This is a genomic window from Pedobacter sp. NJ-S-72 (genome assembly GCF_053890575.1).
Window position 1 is genome coordinate 2,979,728 of the sequence record NZ_CM132681.1, and the last position, 26,972, is coordinate 3,006,699.

General features: G+C 37.8%; 37 protein-coding genes, 1 tRNA gene and 5 pseudogenes. 21 read left to right on the forward strand and 22 right to left on the reverse strand.

What is annotated here, in order from left to right; translation table 11 throughout:
- Nucleotide 1: 1 nt before the first annotated feature.
- A pseudogene (locus tag ACWYN3_RS19985) lies at nt 2-1,091 on the forward strand (acyltransferase family protein).
- Nucleotides 1,092-1,154: 63 nt separating this feature from the next.
- Here the strand turns inward: ACWYN3_RS19985 and ACWYN3_RS19990 are convergent.
- Nucleotides 1,155-1,460 carry an NIPSNAP family protein gene (locus ACWYN3_RS19990; protein ID WP_456222698.1) on the reverse strand — a complete coding sequence of 102 codons (306 nt, stop codon included), beginning with the start codon at nt 1,458-1,460 and terminating at the stop codon, nt 1,155-1,157.
- Nucleotides 1,461-1,632: 172 nt separating this feature from the next.
- Here ACWYN3_RS19990 and ACWYN3_RS19995 point away from each other — a divergent pair, with 172 nt between their 5' ends.
- A complete protein-coding gene (locus tag ACWYN3_RS19995) occupies nt 1,633-1,863 on the forward strand; it encodes a hypothetical protein (RefSeq protein WP_456222699.1) in 231 nt (76 codons plus the stop codon).
- Nucleotides 1,864-2,187: 324 nt separating this feature from the next.
- On the opposite strand, the gene ACWYN3_RS20000 is transcribed toward ACWYN3_RS19995, so the two are convergent.
- Together ACWYN3_RS20000 and ACWYN3_RS20005 are read right to left on the reverse strand one after the other, a co-directional pair.
- Entirely contained in the window at nt 2,188-3,009 is an 822-nt protein-coding gene (locus tag ACWYN3_RS20000; RefSeq protein WP_456222700.1) for an alpha/beta fold hydrolase, read from the reverse strand.
- Nucleotides 3,010-3,136: 127 nt separating this feature from the next.
- Nucleotides 3,137-3,550, reverse strand: coding sequence for a hypothetical protein (locus ACWYN3_RS20005; protein ID WP_456222701.1), 414 nt, complete (start codon nt 3,548-3,550; stop codon nt 3,137-3,139).
- Nucleotides 3,551-3,739: 189 nt separating this feature from the next.
- Here ACWYN3_RS20005 and ACWYN3_RS20010 point away from each other — a divergent pair, with 189 nt between their 5' ends.
- From ACWYN3_RS20010 to ACWYN3_RS20040, 7 genes are all read left to right on the forward strand, one after another.
- The gene (locus tag ACWYN3_RS20010) at nt 3,740-4,069 is read left to right on the forward strand and encodes a hypothetical protein (protein ID WP_456222702.1); all 330 of its coding nucleotides are present in this window, start codon (nt 3,740-3,742) and stop codon (nt 4,067-4,069) included.
- A gap of 4 nt (nt 4,070-4,073) precedes the next feature.
- Nucleotides 4,074-4,676: a hypothetical protein gene (locus ACWYN3_RS20015; protein ID WP_456222703.1), complete on the forward strand. Its 603-nt coding sequence runs from the start codon at nt 4,074-4,076 to the stop codon at nt 4,674-4,676.
- Between the two features lie 59 nt (nt 4,677-4,735).
- Nucleotides 4,736-5,737: a sterol desaturase family protein gene (locus ACWYN3_RS20020; RefSeq protein ID WP_456222704.1), complete on the forward strand. Its 1,002-nt coding sequence runs from the start codon at nt 4,736-4,738 to the stop codon at nt 5,735-5,737.
- 73 nt (nt 5,738-5,810) lie between these two features.
- Entirely contained in the window at nt 5,811-6,083 is a 273-nt protein-coding gene (locus tag ACWYN3_RS20025) for a hypothetical protein (protein ID WP_456222705.1), read from the forward strand.
- A gap of 137 nt (nt 6,084-6,220) precedes the next feature.
- On the forward strand, nt 6,221-6,529 hold the full coding sequence (locus ACWYN3_RS20030; RefSeq protein WP_456222706.1) for an NAD-dependent epimerase/dehydratase family protein: 309 nt from the start codon (nt 6,221-6,223) through the stop codon (nt 6,527-6,529).
- Between the two features lie 7 nt (nt 6,530-6,536).
- A complete protein-coding gene (locus ACWYN3_RS20035) occupies nt 6,537-6,869 on the forward strand; it encodes a nucleoside-diphosphate sugar epimerase (RefSeq protein ID WP_456222707.1) in 333 nt (110 codons plus the stop codon).
- A gap of 37 nt (nt 6,870-6,906) precedes the next feature.
- Nucleotides 6,907-7,581: an MBL fold metallo-hydrolase gene (locus ACWYN3_RS20040; protein ID WP_456222708.1), complete on the forward strand. Its 675-nt coding sequence runs from the start codon at nt 6,907-6,909 to the stop codon at nt 7,579-7,581.
- A 238-nt stretch (nt 7,582-7,819) separates the two neighbouring features.
- Here ACWYN3_RS20040 and ACWYN3_RS20045 read toward each other — a convergent pair whose 3' ends face one another.
- The 3 genes from ACWYN3_RS20045 to ACWYN3_RS20055 form a co-directional block, all read right to left on the reverse strand.
- Nucleotides 7,820-8,482: a hypothetical protein gene (locus ACWYN3_RS20045; RefSeq protein ID WP_456222709.1), complete on the reverse strand. Its 663-nt coding sequence runs from the start codon at nt 8,480-8,482 to the stop codon at nt 7,820-7,822.
- Between the two features lie 96 nt (nt 8,483-8,578).
- Nucleotides 8,579-9,079 carry a hypothetical protein gene (locus ACWYN3_RS20050; protein WP_456222710.1) on the reverse strand — a complete coding sequence of 167 codons (501 nt, stop codon included), beginning with the start codon at nt 9,077-9,079 and terminating at the stop codon, nt 8,579-8,581.
- A 32-nt stretch (nt 9,080-9,111) separates the two neighbouring features.
- Nucleotides 9,112-10,161, reverse strand: coding sequence for an MFS transporter (locus ACWYN3_RS20055; protein WP_456222711.1), 1,050 nt, complete (start codon nt 10,159-10,161; stop codon nt 9,112-9,114).
- 62 nt (nt 10,162-10,223) lie between these two features.
- Between ACWYN3_RS20055 and ACWYN3_RS20060 the strand changes: the two genes are divergently transcribed.
- Both ACWYN3_RS20060 and ACWYN3_RS20065 read left to right on the forward strand, forming a co-directional pair.
- Nucleotides 10,224-10,544, forward strand: a complete 321-nt coding sequence (locus ACWYN3_RS20060; protein ID WP_456222712.1) for a hypothetical protein — start codon at nt 10,224-10,226, stop codon at nt 10,542-10,544.
- A 47-nt stretch (nt 10,545-10,591) separates the two neighbouring features.
- Nucleotides 10,592-11,053 (forward strand): helix-turn-helix domain-containing protein, encoded by a 462-nt coding sequence (locus ACWYN3_RS20065; protein WP_456222713.1) that lies wholly within the window; start codon nt 10,592-10,594, stop codon nt 11,051-11,053.
- 141 nt (nt 11,054-11,194) lie between these two features.
- On the opposite strand, the gene ACWYN3_RS20070 is transcribed toward ACWYN3_RS20065, so the two are convergent.
- From ACWYN3_RS20070 to ACWYN3_RS20105, 8 genes and pseudogenes are all read right to left on the reverse strand, one after another.
- A complete protein-coding gene (locus tag ACWYN3_RS20070) occupies nt 11,195-11,527 on the reverse strand; it encodes an ABC transporter permease (protein WP_456222714.1) in 333 nt (110 codons plus the stop codon).
- Nucleotides 11,434-12,522, reverse strand: a complete 1,089-nt coding sequence (locus ACWYN3_RS20075) for an ABC transporter permease (RefSeq protein ID WP_456222715.1) — start codon at nt 12,520-12,522, stop codon at nt 11,434-11,436. Before ACWYN3_RS20075 ends, ACWYN3_RS20070 begins: the two co-directional genes overlap by 94 nt.
- The gene (locus tag ACWYN3_RS20080; RefSeq protein ID WP_456222716.1) at nt 12,491-12,982 is read right to left on the reverse strand and encodes an ABC transporter permease; all 492 of its coding nucleotides are present in this window, start codon (nt 12,980-12,982) and stop codon (nt 12,491-12,493) included. The genes ACWYN3_RS20075 and ACWYN3_RS20080 overlap by 32 nt, the downstream gene beginning before the upstream one ends.
- Before the next feature lie 13 nt (nt 12,983-12,995).
- Nucleotides 12,996-13,574 carry an ABC transporter permease gene (locus ACWYN3_RS20085; RefSeq protein ID WP_456222717.1) on the reverse strand — a complete coding sequence of 193 codons (579 nt, stop codon included), beginning with the start codon at nt 13,572-13,574 and terminating at the stop codon, nt 12,996-12,998.
- Between the two features lie 156 nt (nt 13,575-13,730).
- Complete coding sequence (locus ACWYN3_RS20090; protein ID WP_456222718.1) at nt 13,731-13,955, reverse strand: hypothetical protein; 225 nt, start codon at nt 13,953-13,955, stop codon at nt 13,731-13,733.
- A 32-nt stretch (nt 13,956-13,987) separates the two neighbouring features.
- Nucleotides 13,988-14,368: a DJ-1/PfpI family protein gene (locus tag ACWYN3_RS20095; RefSeq protein WP_456223087.1), complete on the reverse strand. Its 381-nt coding sequence runs from the start codon at nt 14,366-14,368 to the stop codon at nt 13,988-13,990.
- A gap of 21 nt (nt 14,369-14,389) precedes the next feature.
- Nucleotides 14,390-14,542, reverse strand: a pseudogene (locus ACWYN3_RS20100) (hypothetical protein); the annotation flags it as partial.
- Between the two features lie 97 nt (nt 14,543-14,639).
- On the reverse strand, nt 14,640-15,557 hold the full coding sequence (locus tag ACWYN3_RS20105) for a GlxA family transcriptional regulator (protein WP_456222719.1): 918 nt from the start codon (nt 15,555-15,557) through the stop codon (nt 14,640-14,642).
- A 476-nt stretch (nt 15,558-16,033) separates the two neighbouring features.
- Here ACWYN3_RS20105 and ACWYN3_RS20110 point away from each other — a divergent pair.
- The 10 genes and pseudogenes from ACWYN3_RS20110 (at nt 16,034) to ACWYN3_RS20155 (ending at nt 20,054) form a co-directional block, all read left to right on the forward strand.
- Nucleotides 16,034-16,597: pseudogene (locus tag ACWYN3_RS20110) on the forward strand (aldo/keto reductase).
- A gap of 38 nt (nt 16,598-16,635) precedes the next feature.
- Nucleotides 16,636-16,803, forward strand: coding sequence for an aldo/keto reductase (locus tag ACWYN3_RS20115; RefSeq protein ID WP_456222720.1), 168 nt, complete (start codon nt 16,636-16,638; stop codon nt 16,801-16,803).
- Between the two features lie 107 nt (nt 16,804-16,910).
- Nucleotides 16,911-17,045 (forward strand): hypothetical protein, encoded by a 135-nt coding sequence (locus ACWYN3_RS20120; protein WP_456222721.1) that lies wholly within the window; start codon nt 16,911-16,913, stop codon nt 17,043-17,045.
- Entirely contained in the window at nt 17,030-17,548 is a 519-nt protein-coding gene (locus ACWYN3_RS20125) for an aldo/keto reductase (RefSeq protein ID WP_456222722.1), read from the forward strand. The genes ACWYN3_RS20120 and ACWYN3_RS20125 overlap by 16 nt, the downstream gene beginning before the upstream one ends.
- A gap of 74 nt (nt 17,549-17,622) precedes the next feature.
- A complete protein-coding gene (locus ACWYN3_RS20130; RefSeq protein WP_456223088.1) occupies nt 17,623-17,889 on the forward strand; it encodes an aldo/keto reductase in 267 nt (88 codons plus the stop codon).
- 13 nt (nt 17,890-17,902) lie between these two features.
- Nucleotides 17,903-18,550: an SDR family oxidoreductase gene (locus ACWYN3_RS20135; RefSeq protein WP_456222723.1), complete on the forward strand. Its 648-nt coding sequence runs from the start codon at nt 17,903-17,905 to the stop codon at nt 18,548-18,550.
- A 156-nt stretch (nt 18,551-18,706) separates the two neighbouring features.
- Nucleotides 18,707-19,090 (forward strand): hypothetical protein, encoded by a 384-nt coding sequence (locus tag ACWYN3_RS20140; protein ID WP_456222724.1) that lies wholly within the window; start codon nt 18,707-18,709, stop codon nt 19,088-19,090.
- Between the two features lie 278 nt (nt 19,091-19,368).
- Nucleotides 19,369-19,500 (forward strand): annotated as a pseudogene (locus ACWYN3_RS20145) (helix-turn-helix domain-containing protein); the annotation flags it as partial.
- Nucleotides 19,501-19,657: 157 nt separating this feature from the next.
- A complete protein-coding gene (locus ACWYN3_RS20150) occupies nt 19,658-19,801 on the forward strand; it encodes an NAD-dependent epimerase/dehydratase family protein (protein ID WP_456222725.1) in 144 nt (47 codons plus the stop codon).
- 97 nt (nt 19,802-19,898) lie between these two features.
- Nucleotides 19,899-20,054, forward strand: coding sequence for a hypothetical protein (locus tag ACWYN3_RS20155; RefSeq protein WP_456222726.1), 156 nt, complete (start codon nt 19,899-19,901; stop codon nt 20,052-20,054).
- Between the two features lie 44 nt (nt 20,055-20,098).
- Here the strand turns inward: ACWYN3_RS20155 and ACWYN3_RS20160 are convergent.
- From ACWYN3_RS20160 to ACWYN3_RS20195, 8 genes and pseudogenes are all read right to left on the reverse strand, one after another.
- A tRNA-Leu gene (locus tag ACWYN3_RS20160) sits at nt 20,099-20,178 on the reverse strand.
- A gap of 77 nt (nt 20,179-20,255) precedes the next feature.
- A complete protein-coding gene (locus ACWYN3_RS20165) occupies nt 20,256-20,561 on the reverse strand; it encodes a DUF3817 domain-containing protein (protein WP_456223089.1) in 306 nt (101 codons plus the stop codon).
- Between the two features lie 81 nt (nt 20,562-20,642).
- A complete protein-coding gene (hscB, locus tag ACWYN3_RS20170; protein ID WP_456222727.1) occupies nt 20,643-21,167 on the reverse strand; it encodes a Fe-S protein assembly co-chaperone HscB in 525 nt (174 codons plus the stop codon).
- A gap of 6 nt (nt 21,168-21,173) precedes the next feature.
- Nucleotides 21,174-22,505: an RIP metalloprotease RseP gene (gene rseP, locus ACWYN3_RS20175; protein ID WP_456222728.1), complete on the reverse strand. Its 1,332-nt coding sequence runs from the start codon at nt 22,503-22,505 to the stop codon at nt 21,174-21,176.
- Between the two features lie 38 nt (nt 22,506-22,543).
- Complete coding sequence (locus tag ACWYN3_RS20180; RefSeq protein ID WP_456222729.1) at nt 22,544-23,710, reverse strand: 1-deoxy-D-xylulose-5-phosphate reductoisomerase; 1,167 nt, start codon at nt 23,708-23,710, stop codon at nt 22,544-22,546.
- Nucleotides 23,707-25,215: pseudogene (locus ACWYN3_RS20185) on the reverse strand (GH3 auxin-responsive promoter family protein). Before ACWYN3_RS20185 ends, ACWYN3_RS20180 begins: the two are co-directional and overlap by 4 nt.
- 9 nt (nt 25,216-25,224) lie before the next feature.
- Nucleotides 25,225-26,010: a hypothetical protein gene (locus ACWYN3_RS20190; protein ID WP_456222730.1), complete on the reverse strand. Its 786-nt coding sequence runs from the start codon at nt 26,008-26,010 to the stop codon at nt 25,225-25,227.
- The gene (locus tag ACWYN3_RS20195; RefSeq protein ID WP_456222731.1) at nt 26,007-26,972 is read right to left on the reverse strand and encodes a glycosyltransferase; all 966 of its coding nucleotides are present in this window, start codon (nt 26,970-26,972) and stop codon (nt 26,007-26,009) included. Before ACWYN3_RS20195 ends, ACWYN3_RS20190 begins: the two co-directional genes overlap by 4 nt.

Below are 26,972 nucleotides of genomic sequence, written 5' to 3' on the forward strand. Positions count from 1 at the left end.
AATGACAACAAAAGAAGTAAACCCGGCTATTCTAAAAACTAAAAAACATTTTGAAATTCTTGATGGATTAAGAGGGGTAGCTGCCCTGTCAGTTGTGCTTTTCCATTTTATGGAAATTGTTTATTCAGACCCCACTAAAAATTTCATTGCCCATGGGTTTTTAGCTGTAGACTTTTTTTTTTTTCTGTTTATCGGGATTTGTAATTGGTTATGCTTATGATGAACGTATCGGAAAAATGGGAATTGCGGCTTTTTTTAAATCAAGATTAATAAGACTGCATCCTTTAGTTATTCTGGGTTCCATATTAGGTTTATTAGCTTTTCTTTTTGACCCTTTTACCAGCCATCCGGCAATGTATGGACCTGGGAAACTTATCCTGATATTTCTAAGCTCAATATTACTCATTCCTTTTCCGGTAATGCCTGAGCGTTTTTTTAACCTGTTTGGTCTCAATGCCCCTTCATGGTCACTATTCTGGGAATATATTGCCAATATAGTTTATGCCGTTGTATTATACAGAATTGGCCGTCGCTATTTACTCATATTAACTATACTTTCAGCGGCAATACTTTGCTTTGTTAGTTATCATGCAGGCTCACTACTGGGCGGATGGAGCGGAGCAAACTTTTGGGATGGCTGTGCCCGCATTTCTTATTCATTTTTAGCAGGACTTCTTATTTATCGGTCCAATTGGATTATCAAGAATAAAATTGGTTTTACCGGTCTTTCAGTACTACTTATATTAGCGTTCCTAATGCCCTCGACTAAATGGAGCTGGTTAACAGAGCCAATAGTTGTATTATTCTATTTTCCATTAATTGTTGCACTCGGAGCCGGAGCTACATTAGCGCCAGCGTTTAAAAAGATCTGTACATTTTCCGGAAAAATATCATATCCACTGTACATGACTCATTATGCAGTTATGTTTATGTTCTTAAATTATTTCACCACTCATAAACCTGGAAATGTTGAAATAGTTTTGATTATAACAATTGGAACAATTCTTTTAATAGGCATGGCCTACCTGGTCACGGTAATTTATGATATTCCTGTCCGAAGATACCTAACCAGTAAAAGGAAACAAGACTGATTTATTTCCTCAGACCATATCATGACGAATAATAGTCTGAGGAGAATTAAAAAGATTCAAGCACTACTCAAATACGGGGCGCAAAAATGTCCGTTCATAACTTATAATACATTTATTTTCTTCTGCAACTCTGAACGTCTCTAAACATTCTTCGTCTGTCAGGATCTGATTCCTGTAGTTTTCATAATCAGCCAGACTTGGAAATGAAAAGAAAGCAAATGCAATATTGCTGGCTCCTTCACCGGGCATAAAGTAACCATGGTGCTGTCCGCCAAAGCGGTTTACTAATTTTATCCATTGCTTACCATAAGCTTCAAAAGCAGCTAATTGATAAGGATCAATTATATATTTTAAATGACAAGTTATCATAATAGTTTTTTCGGCTAAAGTACTTTATCGTAGCTTCTATGAAAGCAACCGGTCGTCAGAAAATAGTCAAATAACTATAAATACAGATATCCATAATCACATAACAGGAAAAACCAATACTTTTATAAACATACTAGTTAGTATCTTATGAAGAAATCAGAGCAGAGCCTATATGGAAATCAACTGCGCACATTGTCATAACCCAAACGGCATGGCTTACAGGCAATCCATTATGTTAAATTATCAGATACCTTTTAAACAATCAGGAATAGAATTCAATAAGAACAACATAATTGACCGTATGGGGAACCTGGGGCAATTCCATAGGCCAAAGCTAGGTACTACCACTTTGGATAAGGAGGGCATAGACCTGATTAGAAAATATATTACAAGTCTTCATTGATAGCAAAATTTTAGAATTTCTTCCAAAACAAATTTAACAACCTTCCCGATTAACGGGTATAGCTTTGCATATAATCTCTTAAATACAGATAACATGCAGAATGATAAAATTATAATTTATCAACCAAAAAATGGTTAAACAGCAATCGACATAAAGCTGAAAAAAAATGAAACTGTTTGAAATAAGCAAGTACAACCCATTGAACTTCCTGGAAAGAGGCGTTAAGCTACTGCACGAGCGTTGGTAGCGCAACTTTAAAACAATAGCCGTTATTATAATAACAGCTATTGTTTTAATCCACTTTACTAATACTACGTTTATTCATTAACCTTTAATAAAAGCCAAAAGATCTGCATTTATTGTTGCAGCCTCGGTAGTTGGCATTCCATGAGGAAAGCCCGGATATGAAATAAGTTTTCCATTTTTTAAAAGCTTCACCGCTTTCGCGCCTGAAATAGGAAATGGAACAATCTGGTCGTCTTCACCATGCAGAACCAGTACCGGAATGTCTACGCTTTTAAGGTCTTCAGTAAAATCTGTTTCTGAAAAAGCTTTGATGCCATCATGATGTGATTTTATTCCACCCATCATTCCCTGGCGCCACCAATTATCTCTTATGCCCTGTGATATTTTTGCTCCCTCACGATTATACCCATAAAATGGAATAGTAAAATCCTGAAAATACTGTGCACGCTGAGTTGCAGTACCAACACGTATCTCATCAAAAACAGACAAAGGAACACCATCCGGGTTATTTTCAGATTGTACCATTATTGGCGTAACGGCACTTATAAGTACAGCTTTGGCAACACGGCCTTGCCCATATTTCGCTACATAACGGATAACTTCTCCACCACCGGTTGAGTGACCTATATGTATGGCATTTTTCAGATCTAGTGCCTGTACAAGCTCTTCAACGTCTGCCGCATAGGTATCCATATTGTGTCCACCTGAAGCCTGACTGGATCTTCCATGCCCTCTCCGGTCATGAGCGATAACTCTATATCCCTGTTCCAGGAAAAACATCATTTGTCCATCCCAATCATCGCCGGATAAAGGCCAGCCATGATGAAAAAAGAGTGGTTGTCCGGTTCCCCAGTCTTTGTAATAAATTTCAGTGCCGTCTTTTACTGTAATTCTACCCATTTCTTTTACTTTTTTATTGTACTTGATAAAGTTCTGAAAGCATACTTGTTACCTTAAATGAAAGGATTAAATAGCAATAATTGTTTTCATTCTTCATTAATTTCCATGTCTCGTGCAGGATTGATCTTTATTCTTCCCAGGCAATAGGAATATAAATAGTCACATAACCATCAGGCCCAATCATTTCCGGAGACAGGGTTGCGATAACATTACCATAACCAGTCCAGTTTCCCTGGCCTCTCAAAACATTAAATTCGTAGGTTCCAGCTGGTAAATTCTGGATAGTTCCAGGTAATTGATAAGGCAGATAAACTCCTGTAGGTGAAGAACCTAACTGGCATTCGAATTCATTACCGGTACTGGTGTTTCTAGCAGTAAAACCAGGGCTATCTGTGTAACCAGTGGTCGAAAGACTGCCATCCAGGTGTTTAAAACCAAAACGGATATTGTAGCTTACTGGTGGTTTCGTACTTTTTGACAGCGGACCTACCGGTGGAGTTGCAAAGGCGGTAAAGACACAACTGAGAACAAAATCAGGCAAATAGAAATTATTTTTTTCATAGTAAATGGTTTTATATCCTTAAAGATCAAAAAATATTCTGAGTTATTTGTTAAACCGGGGTTATCAAATAATTAAACAATAAGAACATACTCCAATCAGGATGTTACACAAAACACATACTGCAAAGCTTTAAAATATGTAATTTGATTTTTCAAAACCTTGATAACTATGGGATACAACCGACGACATTTTATAGGGAATAGCCTTGCAGTAACCACCGCATTGCTTTTACCTTCACTAGACATATTCGGATCCCCAAAATTCGTCCCGGATGAAATAGAAAAAGGCTTTTCCTTAAAGATTATGGCACCATACTGGGGCTTCAACGGATCAGTAACTGATTTTTGTAAAAAGGCAAAACATGACGAATATGATGGGATAGAAATTTTATGGCCTTCTGACCTTACCACACAAAAAGAGTTATTCATTGCACTAAAAGAGTATCAATTAGCAGTCGGTCGGATTTCTTTGCCGGGGAGACGAATCAATCGCGGATAGCAATTTGACAACTTTTAAAAAAGTACTCGTTGAAGCAGCTGAAAATAAATACCAGCAACCGCTGTACATCAATGTCCATTCGGGAAGGGATTTCTTCACCTATGAAGAGAACAAACGGTTTATTGATTTTACTATCAATTATTCAAATCAAACAGGTGTTCCAATTTATCATGAAACCCACAGATCACGCATGCTCTATTCAGCACCTGCAGCTTTGCCCTATTTACAGAAAAACCCGGATCTGAGACTTACACTCGATATATCTCACTGGTGTAATGTTAGTGAAAGCTTACTGGAAGATCAGGCCACTACAGTTGAACTGGCTATTTCACGTACAGATCATGTTCACTCCCGCGTTGGACATACTGAAGGCCCGCAGGTTAGTGACCCCCGTGCTCCAGAGTGGAAGACTGAAGTAGCTGTACATTTTGCCTGGTGGGATAAAGTGGTTGCCATTAAAAAACAACAGGGTAAAATGCTCACAATGTTAACTGAATTTGGCCCTCCTTCTTATATGCCAACAATTCCTTTTACTAATCGCCCCGTTGCCGATCAGTGGGAAATAAATGTATATATGATGCAGACCTGGAAAAAAAGGTATCTGTAAATCACCCGGTATCAGAAAATGAATTTTATATAATTGATAACCTATAATAAAACCACCTCATGAATATCTTTCAAACACTCTACGATGAACTAACTGGTTTCTTTGGTATTGGTGGTATTATAAAGATGGTACAAAGCGGAGATTACAGATCACTATCGACATTTGAAGGTATACAACATCTTATTGCTCCTATTATCCCCTTGCTGTTATTAATAGAAATTATCAGGGCTTTTTTTTATAAACGTTTTAAAATAGATGAATACCGGATAACTTTTTTGGTATTTGTAGTAAACCGGTTTATCTCCAGGTTTATATCGATTGCAGCCGTAGCCTTCTGTATAGGACTACTTGAAAAACACGCCATTTTCACTACAACCTTTACATGGTACTGGCTAATTTATGGTTATATTATCTGGGAGTTTTCTCATTTTGTTTACCATGCATTAGCGCATAAAGTCAGAATTTTATGGTGTCTTCATTCCACACATCATGCACCACAGCAAATGAACCTCACTGTAAATTTTGCTCATTTCTTCTTAGAAGCACCCTACGCAGATGTCGTCCGCACCTCAATTTGTATACTTTTGGGTGTAAATCCAGCCCTGTTATTTTTCATTATGTTCATCGATGGATTTTGGGGATCATTTATACACATTGGAGAAAACGTTATTAAAGATGGACGATTGGGCTTCTTAAATAAGATTTTACTTACTCCCTCTCATCACCGGGTACATCATGCAAGAAACCCATTATATATGGACACCAATTTCTGCAATCTTTTAAATATCTGGGATCGGGTTTTCAAGACTTATCAGGATGAAAGAACAGATATCAAAATAGAATATGGCATTACCAGGGAGATGAATCCCAATAGTTTGTGGGATGTTTACTTTGGCGAATTTATTTGTTTAGGAAAAGATATTATTGCAGCACCTGGTTTCAAAAACAAGTTATTGTATATCATCATGCCACCGGGCTGGAGCCACACCGGGGATCATAAAACTGCAAAAATTACACGACAATCATTTATTGATGATGAACTCACCAAATCCGTTAAATAAAACATAGCTCTTCAGCGCCCCGTTTCTTTCTATAAAATGTGGACAACGTTTTATTGCATTATCAGGTGGCACAATGTCCCTGCCCCAAATCGCTTTATTTTTAAAGAAAATGATGCCGGATGCCGCAAAAAATGCATCAACAAAAACCTCACCTAACCGGGTTGCCCGTTTAGCGGCATTATTTAACCCAAAAGCAAAAGCCATAGCGCCAATGTTAGGTATCAATCGCAATGCAAGCAACGAAAAAGCAAGAAAAATTTTAGGCTGGCAGCCCAGAACCAACGAAGAAGAAGCTATACTGGCTGCAGCAGAAAGTTTATTAAAATATAACCTCAACAAAATTTAGAAAGCAAAAGGGTAACTTAACCTTTAAACGCAAATCTATTCCAATGAAACCATCATGTGCAGCAGCACACAAACCGAAATGAACCGGAATCAGGTGCACATGATAGCTTCATTACCATTAAAAACAATTATATACTGATGAAAATAATATTAACAGGGGCCACAGGAATGGCCGGCGAAGGCGTTCTATTGGAATGCCTGCAAAATAATGCCATTACAGAAATATTAATGGTCAATAGAAAACATTTGGATAGGGAACATCCTAAACTAAAAGAATTACTGGTTCCTGACTTTTTGAAAATAGAAGACTTTAGTACTTCGCTACAAGGTTACGATGCCTGCTTTTTCTGTGCCGGTATTAGTTCTGTGGGTATGAATGAAGAGAAATACACGATCATCACCTATGATACGACAATGCAATTTGCAAAAACACTAGTTGCAATTTAATCCGGATATGGTTTTCAATTACATTACAGGTACAAGTACAGATAGCACAGAGCAAAGTAAAACCATGTGGGCCAGGGTAAAAGGTAAAACCGAAAATGACTTGATGAAATTACCTTTTAAAGGACAGTATAATTTTCGTCCGGGCGGAATGGCCCCGGTAAAAGGGCAGAAAAACACCAAAATGATCTATGTAGTTATTGTAAGCATCATCAAAGTTTTTTCACCTAAAAGCATTATCACCCTTAATGAGTTGGGACAGGCTATGATTAATTCCGTACTAAATGGTTATCCTAAACAAGTTCTGGAAATCAGCGACATTAAAATACTGGCCAAAGAATAGCGCAATGAATAAAGTCTTTAAAATTTAAAAACGAACAATGCAGATTCTTTTAATGCTGATCGTATTGACAGCTATCACTATATTTTTCTATATGCGTCTGGCTAAATTCGGGAAATTACCAGATGGGAAACGACTGGCAGGAATTGAAAAGTCAACACTTACCGAAGGACATTCCACATTAGGTGAATTATATAAAACGATTTTCACAAAATATCCCAACCGCAACCCCACTGATTCTCTGCCTTCGTTGAAAACAAATTTAAAGACCTTGCCTATTGACAGCAATCTGGTTGTCTGGTTCGGACATTCTTCTTTTTATATGCAGCTTGACGGAAAATTTTTTTTGGTTGACCCGATATTCAGTGGGTCAGCATCTCCTATACCAGGTTCGGTCAAAGCATATAAAGGAAGTGATATTTACACAGCGGATGAGATGCCGCAAATTGATTATCTGCTGATCTCCCATTACCACTACGATCATTTGGATTATGAAACTGCTATTACATTAAAAAACAAGATCAAACACGTTGTTTGCGGATTGGGCGTAGGTGTACATTTTGAACATTGGGGTTATGCACCTGAACAAATCATAGAAAAAGATTGGTATGAAAAAGTAGAAGTAGCCCCGTGCTATACCATCTTTACAGAATCAACACCCATGACTATGGAAGAGAATTTACACGCAGTAAAGCCTTGTGGTTATCCTTTTTAATCCAATCTCCTGCTATGAAACACCCGCAATCTTTTAATAAGCTATTCAAAAGAAAAAAACTGATTTATCTCCTCTGGAATTTAGATTATCGTTCAATTAGCAGTTTGTCGGCATTGCCATGAGCAATTTTTTCAATTTGCTCATTTGGAAGATCTATAGCATTTAAAAAATCAATTCCCACCTTGTTTGTACTAAAGGGACAACGGGTGCTTTGCGACATCCCTTTGCATAGATTCCGCTAGTTGACCTTCCTAAGAAAATCCTTATCCCCCACCGGATTAAATCGCTTGTTCTGCTCATCCCACAAATAAGCCTTATAAAACACCTTTGAATCTTTAGGATCTTGTTTACAAACTGCCGAAATGAACAATATACTTCCTGCCCGATAAAGTGCAGCATCCTGCATATCCACGCACATATTCTCTTCACCTAAGGGAAGGTCGTAGATTTTACCATCCCTGACATCTACCATAAACCCAAGTATACACCCACCACCACAACCGAAAACAATTCCGATATAATGACCCGCAAAATCCACTTCCTGACCATTATAGCCATCAGTAATCCTGGTTCTGAAAGTCTTAGCAGCTAGATTACCTGACCAGTCAATTTCAGCCTTAACCACAGATTTTGATGGTATCTCCACAACATATTTCTTAAAGTCTACACTGTCAGTATAAACAATATGTCCCTCCTGTTCTTCAGTTATCGCCACAGGTTCATACTCTGAACCTCCGGTATCGGCAGGCATAATTTTAGCTGCCGTCACAGTAAGAGAACTATCCTGATTAGAATGATCTGTTACAGCCGAACTTTTATCCCGGCAAGCATTACAACAAAAGGCTGTCATTACCAGGCAAACAAAATAGATTGATTTTTTCATAAATATGAGGATATTCACTTTTTAGACACCATTATTGACTAAATTAATAGAATCTATTGAAATGGCAATCTCTGTAATTCCATTTAACAGCTAAAGTAGTAAGCATATTAAACCTCAACGTCTGATTTCGTGTACCTCCTTTTTCCCGAACGTGATCAAACTTGCCAGTGATAAAATCCAAACACCAATACCACCATATAACATTATCCAGTCAAAACCTTGTACGAGTGCTGTATGTACAACAATCCCGGAAGGGTCTAAAACAGCTAATTGCGGAAAATCGTGTTTAAGAGTATGGAAACTCCCGGAGGCTACTTTTTCAGCCAAAGAACGCAATGGCAATTTATTTAGAGACTGATGAGGAAATACAGTTTTCAAATAAGACAAAATTCCTTCTACCAGAATGAATCCCATCAATGCAATATTAATGGCTAATGTAATCAACCTGGCACTCATATCTATACCAGAAGCCATTCCTGCCCGATTACTTGAAACAGAACCTGTAGTGGTATTGGTCACAGGTGTATTGGTTAACCCCAGTCCAATACCAGCCAATATGGACCCCCGGAGCATTGTAACCCAACTGGGGTTCTGAGCCAGACTTCCATATCTCATCCCAATAAATCCCAGGCCTATTGTAAACAGACCTAGAGGAATAACAATACCCGTCGTCGATACCGAACTGAAAGACGCTCGGCTAAAGGTGGTATAATTAAAGTCGGAAGTGTATATGCCAATAGAGAAAGGCCCACAGTGATAACATCATAACCTAAACAGGCCTGAAAATAAATAGGCAGATAAATGATGAATGGCCAAAAACTAAAATTCATACCAATAGAACCAAAAATAGCACCCGAAAAATTACGTATCTTAAATACCGAAAAATCGAACATCGGGTGATTATTGTTTTTTTCGATCCACACAAAAATGATAAAGCTTATTGCTGTAGCAACAAGGATACAGATCGCAATGGTGCTGGTAAAACCAATATCACCTCCCTGTGTGATAAAATAGGTCAAGCCAAAAACAGATAAAGATAAAGTAACCATTCCTAAGATATCAAGTCTTTTTGCCTCCGGATCTTTGGATTCAACCACATTGCCATAAACAAGAATTGAAGCAAGAACAGCGACTGGCGTATGTATAAGAAAAACCCATTTCCAGGATAGTAAAGCGACAATACCACTACCAATAATAGGCCCGAAACCTAATCCAAGTCCGAGAATAATACCCCATATACCAAAGGCTTTACTGCGCTCTTTTCCTTCCTGAAACTGGTGCGAAAGAGCTGATATCTGGCAAATCAACATTGCCCCTCCACTTATTCCCTGGAAAAAACGACTTACAATTAATACCGATGTACTTTGCGCCAGACCACAAACCAAAGAAGCCATACCAAACAAAACCAGGGTAATAACAAGTATTCGTTTACGACCATATTTATCAGCCATTGTCCCTGCCGCCATTAACACTGTCGTACAACCGATTGTATAAATATTCATGATCCATTGCATATCCTTGAGATTTGCGCCTAATATCGTTTCAAGGGTCGGGAGTATGACTGGCACGCTGGAAATCTCTAACGAGAACATTAGCGTTGCCATACAAATAGCGATTAGAGCAATGGTGTTCTTACTCAGATAGTTTTGATTTTTCATTTTCACATCAATAATATTTAGCAAAAATAAACTGAACATAATACATAAATCAGTACATTTTAATGATATATATGTATTTTTGCCTTATGAAAATGGAGAATATGCACCAATCTTTCGAAATTGTTTATCGTAAGGTAGATGAATGTTCTGTCAGGGATTTACAGTTTAGCTTTTTCCAAATGGCTTATGTGATTTCCGGAACGGGATTTCTCCATGTAAATGGCAATTGTATAGCTTACCAGGCTTGTAACCTGATGTTGATGACACCTAACGATTCTCATAACTTTAATATTGTTGAAACGACGGAATTCCTACTGGTTAAAATCAATAACGAATATATTAAAGAATACAGCTCTAAAAACATAAACTGTATCGAGTGTTTATTATACTATGCCTCGCATTTATCAGGCTGTGTTTTTTAAGGCAAAAAGAGGATGAATTCCTTGTTAAATCGATAGTCGAATGTCTCTTGCACACGATTAAACATAAGGACATTTATGATGAAGATTTAACCGCACATTATGTAAATGCATTAATTGTAATCGCAGTCAGGAATATTTCAAAAATAAGACCACCGGGCATTAAGGAGAACGCAGATAAGAGGATATTAGAAATTATCAGTTATATACAGGCCAATATTTTTACACCTCAAAGCTTAAAAGCATCATTTATAGCAGATAAATTTGGTATATCAGATACTTATCTGGGAAGCTATTTCAAAAATCAGTGTGGTGAAACCATTCAACAATTTATTGCTAACTATAGAATCCGTTTGATAGAGCATCGGCTAAATTTTAGCGATAGGAGGATTAATGAGATTGTAACCGAATTCGGTTTTTCTGATGAAAGCCATCTGAATAAATTTTTCAAGAAACATAGAAGTATAAGTTTGACAGGATATCGAAAAGCAAAAAACTTAATATCTCCATGAGCGATCAAGTATTTTTTTCCAAATGAAGAATAACGGTTTTCGGGTTGGCGATAGGATAGATTTTCATCATGTCATATTATCCCTTCTCTTATTTACTTCAAAAATCATTTCTTTCTTCAAAATTATTATTAACTCAATGAATTATTCACACTTCAAGGCATCTACAGGATTGCAGACAGCACTTCTATAAGCCTGGTAACTCAGCGTAAACAAGGCAATAACTAAGGTCCCTAAAGAAGCAAAAGCAATGATCCACCATGAAATGGCGATATGGAATTCAAAATTCTGCAACCACTTACTCATCAAATAATAAGCAATTGGAACAGCAATACAAATGGCGATACAGATCATCTTGATAAATGACCAGGAGAGCAAACTCATTAAATTGACAACTGATGCACCCAATACTTTCCTGACACCAAACTCCTTAGTGCGTTGTGCGGCACTAAAAGCAACGAGGCCGTACAATCCCAAACAGGAACAAAAACGGCCAGCCCACCGAAAACATTTGATAATACCCCAAGCTTTCGTTCCTTGGCCAGCAGGTCCTCATAAACAGTGTTGGTAAAAGTTAATTCAACAGGATATGCAGGATTAATCTCTTTGGTAATCTTTGTGATCAATTCTATGTTATGCTGCGTACTGTTTGCAGTATTCAAACGCATCGTAACGGTTCCAGTATGCTCCTTGCTAAAATACACGACCAAAGGTGTATTAGACTTATAAGGCGAATCCCATACATAATCTTCAAATACACCTATAATTTTTCGGGTAGTTCCTGAAAATCTGATTGTGGTACCCAAAGGCTCTTTCAAGCTCATGGTTTTAACGGCCGAACGGCTTATCAGAACCGCAGCTGTATCGGATGCATATTTATCTGAAAAGTCTCTTCCACTGGTTAATTTCAGTCCATTAGTTTTTATAAAATCATAGGTAGTCCCCACTCTGTTGAATAAAACATTAAGTTCTGCCGGAGTACTTCCTGGCCATTCCATGTTTGTAAAAAAGGAACTATGATGGACCAGACTCTGTGAAGACTGATACATATCCGAAACTGCTCCCGAATTGACAAGACGCGTTTTAAGCAATTCGTATTTTCCCTGCAATGCTCCATCCTGTGGCATTTCTATAAGCGCGTTAACATCTGCCCCCAGAGGCCTGTCCTTAATATACTGTATTTGTTTATAGATCACCAGCGTAGATATGATCAGTAAAACAGTAAAACAAAACTGTCCGATGATCAGTACCTGTCTTAAACTAATAGAAAGAAAAGCTCGTCCTGTTGCTTTTTTTCTTAGAGTCTGTATCGGTTCGAAAGATGAAAGATAAAATGCAGGGTAACTTCCTGCAGCCAGCCCGGTGATCAGAATAATTGCTATCAGGCCAAGCCAATTATAAAAATTAAAATAATTGATCACCATATTGATATTCAATAGGTTATTTAAAAATGGAAGAAAAGCCTCGACCAACCCTAATGCAACAATGATACTTACTTATAGTAGCAAGTAAAATAGATTCAGTCAGGAACTGTGCGATCAATGAAGACCGTGAAGCTCCGATTGTTTTCTTGATTCCGACCTCCTTAGCCCTATTTTCAGATTTTGCAGTGGCCATATTCATGAAATTGACACAGGCAATCAGCAATATCCCAAATGCCAATGTCATAAATAACCAGATTTGTTCAATAGCACCACCTACACTTTTTCCTGCCTCAAACTTCCCATATAAATGTATTTTGCTTAAAGGAAAAAGAAAATGAGGCTGATTGACAGTCATATTTTGGCCCTTCTTAATAATCTCAGTGAGTTTTTTGTTTACCAAAAACAAATTAGCATCGTCGTTGAGCCTAACCAGGGTAACAAAGCTATAATTACTCCAGTTTAGATTTCTGGCATCTTCGTTCACTATTTCATAAAAAGCCCAGGGCATTAAGAAATCAAATTTATTTGAACTGTTTTCTGGCAGATCTTTGATTACACCAGTATATATTCAAATCATTCTGATTTTCATACTTTACCGACTTGTTGAGTACATTTGTCGATCCAAATAAGGTCAAAGCTGTGCTCTCGGTGAGTATAACTGATCTCGGTTGAAGCAGCGCAGTCCTGGGATCGCCAGCAACAAACTCGTAATCATACATTTTCAGAATATCAGGCTCTGCAAATTTCCCTTGCTTCTTAAAGGTATTTTGTCCATTTGCAAGCAGCTTTCTGGAACCATAGTTCATCTTGCAGATATACTTCACCTCAGGTATACCTTGCTTAATGAGTGGAGCAAAACCAGTGGGTGTACCGTCAAATGTTGCTGCGATTTTTTTACTGTTATCCACAACATTGGTCATTGCGATATACACATCTGCCGAATGCTTTGCTTGTTTATCAAAATTCCATTCGTAGGAAACATAGAGCAAAAGCATAAAACATGCAGCCAAACCAATAGCCAACCCAATTACATTAATAAAAGATGAGACCTTATTCTTAAAAATACTCCGGAGTGCAATTTTGATATTGAGTTTGAACATATGGTCCTGAATTTATAACAATGCCTTATGCCAAGACCATACCAATTATCAAAACAGGCATATCACACTAAAAAACAAACAGTTACATTATTTAATACATTAAGACTGTCCGGAACCGAACAAGGTGCTGTGCATTATCAAACAGTAAATCAACTTTTAGCGCTGATTGCTGGGAATTTGAGTTTTTGGTAACTCCAGGTGCGATAGATCCAGACCTTGTTCAGGCACATATTTATCATATTCCATTTGTTTTGCAACTGCTTCCGCTACTTCTTTACCTCTCAATTTTGAAACCAGATGCAAAGCACCATCTATACCAGCTGATATCCCTGCTGTGGTGATTACTCTGCCATTATCAACATAGCGGACATTTTGAAGCACTTTAGCTTTCGGTACAGCCTTTTGAAGATTTGTTATGCTTTTATGAAAAGTGGTAACCGTAAGCTGATCAAGCAAACCAGCTCCCCAAGAATAAATGCCCCGGTGCAAACAGAAAAATAGCTTTTAGTAGCACTGTCCCTTGATTTTATCCAGGAAATAACTTCAGGATCATCTGTTGCCACTTCGTCCGAACCACCGAATACTGCAAGAATATCTGTTTGCGGAGCGTCTTTAATGCTATAATCCGGAGTGATCTTTAAAATCCCCTGTGAGAAAAGACGAGCTTTAGTTTTTGCGACAGTGATGATTTTGAATCCCGCATAGGAAAAAACTTCCATCGGACCTGCAAAGTCAAGTACCTCTACTCCATCATATAAGTAAAAGCAAACTGTTATTTTTTGATCCTTTGACATCTGTTGATTTTTCTCGATTAATTTCATCCCGCAATGCGCACAAACACCAGGTTGCTGATAAGTAGTGGTATCACATGGATGGCTACAAGGCGGACATATATATGTGGTTGCATAGACTTGCGTAAATGCAAAGCACGGAATAAAAAAAAAAACTAAGAGTAATAACTGTTTCATAAATAAATATTTTATTTAAATCCAAAATTAATTGAATACACCTAATAAATCAGGACAGCCATAGTAACAATCCGGCCAATCTATCTATGACAATATGTTAATCTTTTGCTTCTTTAATTAACTTCCTCAGCTGAGTAGGGCTATTATAACCACATTCTTTCGCTACCCAGGCCACCTTCTGTTTGGTTTTAAGCAGATGCTTTGCTTTTTCCTGTCTTAACGATTGAATATATTGCCCGATAGTAATTCCTGTGGCAGATTTGAACAACCGTGTAAGATTCCGCGGACTGATAAAGACTAATTCAGCCAATTCTCCTATTGTTATTTTATGATGTAAATGCTTAGTAATATAATCCTGTATCTGATGAATATGATGGTTAATATGCTGCCTGCTTTGCAGATAAATGCTATTTTGTGCTTCCGTTCCATCTCTGCGTATGTAAACAACCATATCTTTTGCTACAAGACATGCAAAAGCTGCTCCGTGCTGCTCTTCAACAAGGTAGAGTGCAAGATCAATACCTGTAGCAATGCCCGCGCTGGTAAAGATCCTCCCACTTTGTACAAATAGTTTATTCTCTATCACCTTAAGTAGGGGGTATTTTTGTTGCAAAGCTGTAGTCCATGCCCAATGCGTAGTGCAATTGTGCCCATTTAAGAGCCCTGCAGCAGCAAGAGCAAAGGCTGCCGTGCAAATTGAAGATATCGTAGCGCCAGTTGCAGCAGCAGACTGTAACCATGGTATCCAGAGGTGATCATCTGCTCTGTTCCATTTTTCAATTTCCATACCGGCTACAATGACAATGTCATCCATACTAACTGTTACCGAATTGAGTGGCTCAACATTTGAAAATCCAAGACCAGATGAGGTTACCGGATTGTCATATGGCGAAACATAATGCATATTGTAATTCTTTCCGCAGCATCCGGATTCATAAAAAACAGTTACAGCACCAGCTAGATCCAGCAGGTGAACGCTATTAAACATGAAAAATATAACACGATTGGAGCTCATTTTCCTAAGTTAATATATAAGTATAAGAAACATATATAATAGCTTCCTTACAAAGGAACTTGGTGATGTACTGATTGATGTATATTAAATATCCAATAATTTAGTCCAAAGAAAGCCTGCTTAAAGTACCTAAATAAAATGAGATTTAGCTAAGTACTTTGAACACCGCATGAAACATATTAAGCCCGGAAAAGGCAAAAAAAAAAACCGGAATCGATGTGTTCGATTCCGGTCAATACGCCCAGATTTGGGTGGATCGGTCTGATAGCGTCAGACCTATATATGGGTTAGTGGCAATGGTAGCACGACACCGAATTGGCATGACAAAATAAGTAGTCAAGCCCACCCACATATACAATTTGACTACAACAAGTACCAATTCAGATACATTTCAGGTGACGACTATTAAGAATTTTGAACTTGACATTTAAGTCGGTGCAAAAATGGAAAATGTAATATTAAACAATGGGGTAAAGATGCCCCTGCTTGGTTTTGGCACATACTTGCTTCGAGACGGTTTTGAGTGTGAACAGTCTGTGCTAAATGCCTTAAATATCGATTACAGATTCATAGACACAGCTACAGTATACAACAATGAGGATTCGGTGGGCAGAGCGATTAAAAAAAGTAATGTCAAACGAGACGAAATCTTTGTAACCACAAAATTTTTGCCCGCGGATATCGGGTATCAAAAAACAAAGCGTGCCTTTGAGGCATCGCTAAAAAAATTAGGTCTTGACTATATTGATTTATACTTGATTCATCTTCCGCAGGGAGATGTACATTCTTCTTAGGCAGCAATGGAAGAATTATACAAGGAGGGTAAAGTGAGGGCTATCGGTGTAAGTAATTTCAATATGGATCAGATCCAGAATTTACTGAAGCGGCATAGTGTGGTGCCTGTAGTCAATCAAGTGGAGACCCATCCATTTTCCCAAAAAATAGAAATGCAGAAAGCTTTGAAATCTCAGGGCATCCAACTGGAGTTTGGGCACCCTTTGCCCAGGGCAGAAATAATCTTTTTAATCAGGAACTTTTAGTAGCGCTCTCAAGAAAATACAACAAGAGTATCGCCCAAGTGGTTCTACGATGGTTAATCCAAAAAGAAGTCGTGGTTATTCCGAAATCAGCAAATATGAAAAGGATGAATGAAAATTTCAATGCATTTGACTTTGAGTTGTCTGCCGATGATCTGACAACCATCAAATCGTTAGATAAAGGTAGAGGACTTATTTATAGTGTTTGAAAATCTGACTACAACAATTACCAATTCAACTACTTTTTATAGAACGACAATCAAGAATTTTGTACTTGAAATTTAAGTCAGTTTAAGAAACAACTAAAAATAGAATTATGCAAAAAAGAAAATTAGGAAATAACGGATTGGAAGTTTCCGCATTAGGCTTTGGCTGTATGGGTTTAAACTTTTTGGACGGCAAAGGTCTTGATAAGAAAGAGGCCATAACACTATTATGCAACGCAGTTTAAGAGGTATCACATTTTTTGATACCGCAGAAGCCTACGGACCTTACACCAATGAAGAAATTGTTGGCGAGGCATTACAGCCTTATAGAAAAGATGTAGTAATCGCCACAAAATTTGGTTGTAAAGATGCTAGACCAGCAGTAGGTTTAGACAGCAGACCCGAAACTATAAGAGCAGTAACCGAAGCATCTCTAAAAAGACTAAAAACAGATTACATTGATTTGTTGTATCAGCACAGAGTTGACCCTGATGTTCCAGTAGAAGATGTTGCAGGAACAGTAAAAGACCTGATACAAGAGGGCAAAGTAAAATATTTCGGTTTATCGGAAGCAAGTGCTAAAACTATTCGCAAGGCACATTCAATTCAACCTGTATCAGCATTACAAAGCGAATACTCTTTGTTTTGGCGTGAGCCAGAAGATGAAATCATACCTACTTTAGAAGAGTTAGGAATTGGTTTCGTTCCTTTCAGTCCTTTGGGCAAAGGCTTCCTCACAGGTATATAATAAACAAAAAATTAGAGGATATCGACCGTAGAAACATTATTCCTCGTTTCAGCGAAGAAAACATAAAAGCCAACCTGGTTTTAGTAGATGCGCTTTCGGAAATTGCTCAACAAAAAAACATTACAACCAGCCAGTTAGCATTAGCCTGGCTATTAGCTCAAAAGCCGTGGATAGCACCAATACCAGGGACTACAAAATTGCACCGTTTAGACGAAAACATTGGAAGTACAAACATTGTATTAACAGTCGATGAACTTGCAAAAATTGATACAACGGTAAATGGAATTACACTTGTAGGCGACCGTTATCCTGAATTTTTAGAAAAACAAATAGACAAATAAAAAGCTAACATCAATGCAAAATATTAAAGGAAAAGTAGTTGCTATTACAGGTGCAAGTAGTGGAATGGGTAAAGCCATTGCAATAGAATTAGCAAAAAACGGTGCAAAGGTTGTTTTGGGTGCAAGGCGAACAGAACAATTACAACAAATTGTTGAAGAAATTAAAAGCACAGGTGGTGAAGCCACCTGTGCTAAAATTGATGTAAAGAATAAAGCCGATTTAGTCCGGTTGGTAAATACAGCAGTTGAGCAATACGGAGAATTAGATGTCATTGTAAACAACGCAGGTGTCAGCCAATTAGCCCGTATAGACGAATTGGATATAGATGGTTGGGAAGAAATGATTGACATTAACCTCAAAGGCGTTTTGTATGGGATGGCAGCTGCAATTCCTATTTTCAAACAACAACAATCAGGACATATCGTCAATATCATTTCAACTTCAGGAATAAAGATTGTCCCAATGCAAGGCGTTTATGCAGGAACTAAAAATGCCATTCGCACTATTGCAGAAGCCTTTCGTCAAGAGTCAGAAGGATATATACGCATTACTGGCATTTCGCCCGGATTTGTGAAAACAGACTTTGCGAACAACATAAAAAACCAAGAAATGAAAACAACTATTCAAAAAGGAATGGAACAAATTGCCATAAATCCTTAGCCATTGCTAACGCTGTGATTTATGCATTAAGCCAACCTAACGATGTTGAAATTGGAGATATAGTTATTCGCCCGTCAAAACAAAATTGATTAAATTCGTAAACGAAAAATGCAACAACAATCTAACATAAATCACATTAAAAGTATATCGCAACTTGTGCGTGTCTTGGGAGTTCCTGCACCATTGCATCCACTGATTGCATTGGTTGATTATAATAATGTTTCGATTGAAATGTTTCCAAAAGGGCAAAAAGTAAGTCTTGATTTTTACAAAATTTCCTTTAAGCCTACATTCACAGGACAGATAAAATACGGACAAGGATATTATGATTTTGAAGAAGGCGGATTAGCATTTTTGAAGCCAAAACAAATCGTTTTTCCACCGGAAGACAAAGAAAGCTATGAAGGGATTGCTTTGTATTTCCATTCGGACTTTATCCGAAATTATCCGTTAGGAAGCACAATAAATCAGTATGGCTTTTTCTCTTACGATGTTTTTCAGAAGCCTTATTTCTATCGGCAAAGGAAAAAGAAATCATAACCAATTTATTTGCTACAATAGCCAATGAATTAGACAACAATATTGACAGTTTCAGCCAAGATGTTTTGGTGTCCCAAATAGAATTGTTATTGAATTACAGCAATCGTTTTTACAACAGGCAATTTATCACGAGGAAAGCAATAAATCACGACATCATAACTTCTTTGGACGAACTTTTAAACAGTTATTTTGAAGAAGAAAACAGTCTGAAAAACGGCTTGCCATCAGTGAAATATATCAGTACACAATTAAAGCTATCACAACGCTATTTGAGTGACATGTTGAGTTCATTGACAGGGCTAAACTCACAACAATACATTCAGAACGCAATCATAGAAAAAGCTAAAGAAAAATTATCAACTACAAATCTTTCCGTTTCGGAAATTGCTTATCAATTGGGCTTTGAACATTCACAATCGTTTAGCAAACTTTTCAAGACAAAGACAAATGTTTCGCTTTGGAATTCAGAAAGTCTTTCAATTAAATTTTTCGGCTACAAGAAAATACTTTTCGGCTACAAGAGTGCAGAAGCGAAATCTGAACTTTGCTTCATTAAATTATATCAAAATGAAAGTATTTGTTACAGGCGCTACAGGTTTCGTAGGAGCGGCAGTAGTACAGGAATTATTAATCAATGGGCACCAGGTTTTAGGATTAGCACGTTCGGAAGAGTCAGTAACCAAACTGATTGCTGCCGGAGCAGAAGTATAGAGGAAAAAGCAGCCAATTTTTATTATATTTTGTAGTCAAAAATTATTCATTCTCTGATGGTAATAAAAGAATAGCAGCTTATCTTTTCGTCTGGTTCATGGAAAAGAATAGAATTCTATATAGAGAGGACGGTTCAAAACGAATCGCAGATAATGCATTAGTTGCATTAACATTAATGATTGCTGAGAGTAAATCTGATGAAAAGGAGATGATGGTGAAAGTAATGGTAAATCTGATCAATACGAATAACTAAAAACCAAAAAAGCCTCCGATATTTCATCGAAGGCTTTTGAGTCGTACCCAGTGCCGGAGTCGAACCGGCACGGTTTCCCACAGGTGTTTGAGACCAGCGCGTCTACCAATTCCGCCAACTGGGCATTGCTTATTAAGCGGGATGCAAATCTATATATTCAAGGCAATATATCCAAGACTTATTTTCAAATAATCCTTATTATTATGCTTTAACCTGACCTACAGGCTCTTCCTTTAATTTCTTATCTACATAAAATGGAGCAAAGGGCAATAATGAAGCTAAAAATATCAAAATCGTCTTTCCAACTTTCCATTTATACTCCATCCAGCACATGATTACCATCACTACATAAAACATAAATAACACACCATGTGCCCATCCGGTATATTTTACAGCTAACGGCATGTTCGCAAAATACTTCAATGGCATAGCGATAAAAATCAGTGCGATGTAAGAAATACCTTCAGCAACCGCTACTTTTCTAAAAAGGGAAAAGTGCTCATAAATTCAGATTTCTCCAAAAATAGAAAAACCGGGACAGCAATGCCCGGTTATCTTTATTTTTTACATTGGCGGGACACCTATCCCCTATTCCAGCTTAAGAACACTGTCATTGATCCTGTTCAAATATTTCTTTCTATAGTATAAATCCTTAACAGACTTCAATATCGTATCCTCATCGGCTTTATTCTGCGTATCAAAAGCATGGAATAAACTATCCAGCTCCTGCTGTATATTACAGGCAATATCTTCAACCTCTTTTTTGATCCCCTCCAGCTTCACAGCATCCGGTTCAAACTGCAATTCCATCAAAGCCTCATTCACATCCATCATTTCCATCAGGAAATCCTGAGGCAAAGAATAATTCTCCCCCTCTGTCAGTATCCCTTTTAATTCCAGGATATAATGAAGTCGCTTCTGCGGATCACCAAGTACCTGGTAAGCCTTATTGTTGAGTGTAGATAATTCCAGCACCTCATCCTGCTTTTCAGCAGAATGATTGATATAAAAATCAGGATGGTACTTCTTACTCTGCGCATAAAACTGCTGTTTTACAAGTGCAGCATCCGGATTAAATGATACCGGAAGATCATAAAACTCAAAATAGTTCATACAACACTACTGAATAAAGGCTTTGAATATATCGTTACCAAGCACAAATACCATCAAACTCAGTAAAATTACGAAACCGACCATCTGCGCCCCTTCCAGAAACTTATCACTTACAGGTTTTCCTTTAATCATCTCCACAATCAGGAAGACCACATGTCCACCATCCAGTGCCGGGATTGGCAATAAGTTCATAAAGGCAAGAGCAATAGAAATTAATGCAGTAGAAGCCCAGAAATGTGACCAGATCCAAACACCACCATAAACCTTCTGTGCCAAAGCAACAGGGCCGGCAAATGCTTTATTAGCCTTAATTTTACCAGTTAATACTTTCCAGATACCTTTTCCATTATCAGTGAACGTAATCCAGGCCTGGTTTGCACCGATTGGCAAAGCTTCAAAGAAGCCATAGTTAACCGTTTCAAATTTAATCTCGTTTGGATTGAAGCCCATACCGATCGTTCCAACACTGTCAGTATTCACCTCAAAATTAAGCTTCTCTGTTCCGCGATAAGCTTCAACAATCAGCTTTTTGTTTTTCTCTTTTTTAAGCTCTCTGCGTATATCTGCATCAAATTTCACGGGAACATTATTAACGGCAACAATCCTGTCACCTTTTTTCATTCCCACTTTAAAGGCCGAACGGCCCGCTACAACAGTATCTACAACAGTGCTCAATAATGGAGTACGGCTGATAAATTCTTCCAGACCAAGATCCGCAACCTTATTTAAAAGATTATCAGGAACTTTAATATCAAGAGTTTTACCATCACGTACAACAGTCAGGTTCGTATTATCCAATAATACTTTTGAACTGGTCAGCTCATCAAAGCGAATAACTTTTTTACCATTTACCGCGATAATATGATCACCCTGTTTTGGTCCGATCTCTCTTCCTATACTTCCAGGATTAATCCCATTCTTAACAGAACTGTTTGGAATAAAAGTTTCACCGAATTTGAAAGTTAACATCCAGAAAATAAAAATACCAACTACGATGTTCACAAATATACCCGCAAGCATCACGATTAAACGCTGCCATGCTGGTTTAGATCTGAATTCCCATGGCTGAGGAGGCAATGCCATCTGCTCTTTATCCATAGATTCGTCAATCATTCCGGCAATTTTCACATAACCACCCAAAGGCAGCCAGCCAATACCATACTCTACACCACCACGTTTGATGCTGAATAATTTTACTCCCCATGCATCAAAAAACAGATAGAATTTCTCAACTTTAATACCGAAGGCACGCGCCGCAAGAAAATGTCCTAATTCGTGCAAGATTACTAATATTGATAATCCCAGTAACAACTGGGCAACCATAATTAATCCGTTCATATTTTATATAGTGTTTTTTACTTTTGAATATTAGATCGCTAAATTTTTTTTTTTGTTACTAACTGACGGGCAAATATACGCGTATGATGGTCAGTTTCTAAATAATTATTCAGGCTGGGCACTTGAATAAAAGCCAAATCAGACATACATTGCTCAATTACATCGCTCATTTCGAGGAATCCGATGCGGTCATTCAGGAATGCCTCAACAACCACTTCATTAGCAGCATTGATAATACAAGGCATATTTCCACCTCTTTCCAACGCAGTATAAGCTAATTGAAGATTACGGAAAGTATTCAGATCTGGCTTGTAGAAAGTTAATTCAGGGTAATCCATGAAGTTAAAACGTGGAAATTTGCTTTCTATTCTCTTTGGATAAGCCATAGAGTAGTGAATAGGCAATTTCATATCCGGAACGCCCATCTGTGCTTTCATTGACCCATCGTTAAACTGCACAATAGAATGAATTACAGACTGAGGGTGTACAATCACATCAATCTGACTGATATCAAGGTTAAACAACCATTTGGCTTCAATCACTTCAAGCCCCTTGTTCATCAGGGTAGCAGAATCAATAGTGATCTTCGCTCCCATCACCCAATTAGGGTGTTTTAAAGCTTGTTCTTTCTTTACTTTTTCTACGAAACTCCGGTCTTTACCTCTGAAAGGACCACCAGAAGCAGTGATGTATATTTTTTCTATCGTATCCAGCTCTTCGCCTACCAGGCACTGAAAGATAGCAGAATGTTCAGAATCTACGGGTATAATTGTTACACCATTTTCGGCAGCCAGTTGCGTAATCAGTTCCCCCGCTACCACAAGAGTCTCTTTATTCGCCAGGCCAATCTTTTTCTTTGCCTTGATAGCAGCAATAGTTGGTCTCAAACCAACTGACCCCATAATTGCAGTCAATACGAAGTCAGCACCTGGTAAAGAGGCCGCTTCACATAAAGCATCTTCCCCGCAAAGGATATTTATTCCTTTACCCAACAATGCATCTTTCACCTGAGCATATTGAGCTTCATCGCCAATAACAACCAGTTCAGGTTCAGGTTTAAATTCAATGGCTTGCTGAATCAATAATTCAGCATTTGCATTAGCCGTCAATGCGCTCACCTTATATAATTCAGGATTTGCACGGATAACGTCTAGTGCTTGGGTACCAACAGATCCCGTGGACCCCAGTATTGCTATATTTTTCAAATCGTATTAATCAAATTAATCAGGCTGTCTGCAATCTTTCTATCATTAGACAGACGGGGAACTTTATTCTGCCCCCCCAGCTTACCTTCCGAACGCATATAAGTAACAAACGCGTCTTTTTGTAAAGTCCGAATAACCAGCGGCTGCAAAATTTTGCCTTCAATGAGGTCAAAGTAGTAAATATTTTTTTCTTGGAGTGCCTTATCTACTTTTTTACTAAAAGCACCAAGGTCTGCCGGAGCTTTGGAAAATTCGATAAACCATTCATGGTAAGGCAATTCACCAGCCTGAGGATTCACCTGAGGAGCTACAGTAAATTCTGTAATTCCTACGCCCTGTTCGTTGCAACTGATAAAAGAGCCTGTTCAACCTCTTCCCCTATCACATGTTCACCAAAAGCCGAGATAAAATGCTTAATCCTTCCGGTAACATAAATCTTATAAGGATTTTTAGAGACAAACTTAATTGTATCCCCAATACTATAACCCCACAATCCGGCATTGGTATTTAATATCAAAGCATAGTTTTTATCCAGTTCAACTTCTTCCAGACTCAAACGTGCAGGGTTATCATTATAGTATTCATCAGCAGGGATAAATTCATAGAACATTCCCGCTTTAGCAAGTAATAACAAACTTTTATCCTGCTGACTATCCTGATAAGCAATAAATCCTTCTGACGCCGGATAAGTTTCTATCGCATCAATTTTTCTGCCTATACTGTTTTCAATCTTCGCACGGTAAGGTTCATAATTTACCCCTCCGTAAACAAATAGCTGGAAGTTTTTAAAGATATCCTTGATCTGTTTACCTCCTGATTTTTCAATCAGTCTGTCAAAATACATCTGTGTACCCAGGGTGGTATTCCCGAAATTAGGGTCATATCCTGATGATAAGTTTCCTGTACAATCGCATCTACCTTTTCTTCCCAGTCTTCAATACAGTTAGTCTGATAAGATGGCAGCCTGTTTTTCTGTAAATAGGCAGGCACAAGATTCGCTACAATACCAGACAAACGGCCTACTTTAATTCCATTTTTTTCAGTCATTACAGGACTTCCCTGTAAAAAGATCATTTTGCCATTTACAAAACTGGCATTTCCGGTTTCGTGGATATAAGTCAGTAATGCATTACGGGCAGCTTTAAGATGCTCAGGCATTGACTCTTTAGAGATTGGGATATACTTTGCGCCAGAAGTCGTACCAGAAGTTTTTGCAAAGTAAGCAGGTTTACCCTTCCACATCACATCTTTCTCTCCTGCTACAACCCGGTCAATATAAGGCCGCAACTGTTCATAGTCCCTCACCGGAACCTGCTTCTTGAAATCTTCGTAGTTTTTGATGGATGAAATTGATGATGGTCTTTACCGAAAGCAGTATCTTTTGCCGCATCGATCAGCTGCAGCAAAGTTTCCTTCTGTGCAGCTACCGCATCTTTTTTCCATTTATTTACCCCTTTTACAATAAAGGCTGCAAACGGTTTACTTAATGCCGCTTTTAATCCCATAAACTGGTTTTAAACTATGTTATGAATAATATCATTCTCATCACCTTTGTAGGCTCCCATCATCATTCTATAGGCGATGGTCAAAGCTACACTAGATAAAGGAACAATGATAAATGAGCTTAATATATTAACAAAAAAAGCAATTACTGGCCATTGCAGGTAATTCAGGAATAAATACAAGACATGAAACCCACCCAAAACGAGTAATAACATTAATATTTTGGTAAAATTACCTTTAGTAATCGCCAGACTGAATTTCAAAGAGCCAAAAGGCGGCTGATTTTTATCAATAATAAAGAAAGGGAAAAATGAAATACGTACCCAGGTGATAAATATCGCCACAATACCTACTGATACCGCAATATTCGTAATCACAGCCATTTTTATGCCTGTATAGATAAAAGGAAATGCAACCAGGATGACCACTGCATAAACACCGATAATCACCAGCATAAAATAAAGCATACCGACAATAAACCGGATGATTTGCTGACGGGTAGGTAATGTGCTTACAATACTTACATCTCTCTCCTCATTATCCAGCAGATGAAAGATATATTTCAGCAGAGAAAGGTTGATTGTAAAATACAATAAAGCAAAAAAGAACGCCATTAATATGCTTAACCCTTTATTGACATCTTTCAGAAAAAATGCCATTAAACTCGAAGCATTAGAAGTAATGAACATCAGGAAACATAAAGTAGCGATGGAAAAATAATTCCGTTTAGTTACTTCCCAGGATTTGCGGATAACTACATTCACTATAAATGTGCTCTCCTTTAAAAAGTTTATCATTGTTTTTTAAGTACTATTCTTTTGAAAAAATCTTGTATAAATCCTAATCCGTAAGCTGTCAATTGTATGAATGAGGAAATAATACTCAAAAATGCAACTTTCAACGATTTATTAAGCACCAGGGAATGAAAAAATATCAACATAAAGTATACCAGAAGAAAAATATTCCCCAAATAAGCCAGAGGCGGATAAAATAAGTTCAATAATAAGACAGATATGATGCCTAAAGTGAATACTGCCGGAAAAAAATGTACCAATTTCAGCTCAGAAGGAAAATGCTTATAGATATTGATACGGGCACGGCCAAAAAAGTGAATCTGTTTATAAAACTGGAACATACTTGTTCTTCTTTTATGAAAAACTTTAGCTCCGGGAATCAATCCGATCTTAAAACCACTCTGATGGATCCGGATACTATATTCAATATCCTCTCCCAGCCTGGTTAATTTAAAACCGCCAACTTTCTCCCAGACCTCTCTGGAAACACCCATATTGAAACTGCGCGGATGGAATTGACCGACATGCTTTTTATTACCCCTGATCCCGGTAGTGAAAATTGAGGTCATGCCATAACTGATTGCTTTTTGTACCGGGGTAAAACTATCATGAGCTGCATCCGGGCCTCCGTAAGCATCCAGATGATGGTCATATAAATAATCTTTAACGGTCTCCAGGTAATCATGCGGGATCAGACAGTCAGAATCGAAGATGACGAAGTAATCGCCTTTTGCTCTTTCAAAACCATAATTCCGGGCAAAACCTTGTCCTTCGTTTGGTTTGAAGAAGTATTTAATATCCAGTTTATCTGCATACCTGTTTACAATATCCTTCGCGGTCAGTGAAGATCCATCTTCAATCACTACGACCTCAAATTGCATATAAGTTTGCAGACATAAAGTGGCTAGTAGTTCGTCAATCTCCTGCGGCCTGTTATATAAGGGAATGATGATCGAGAAAAACAT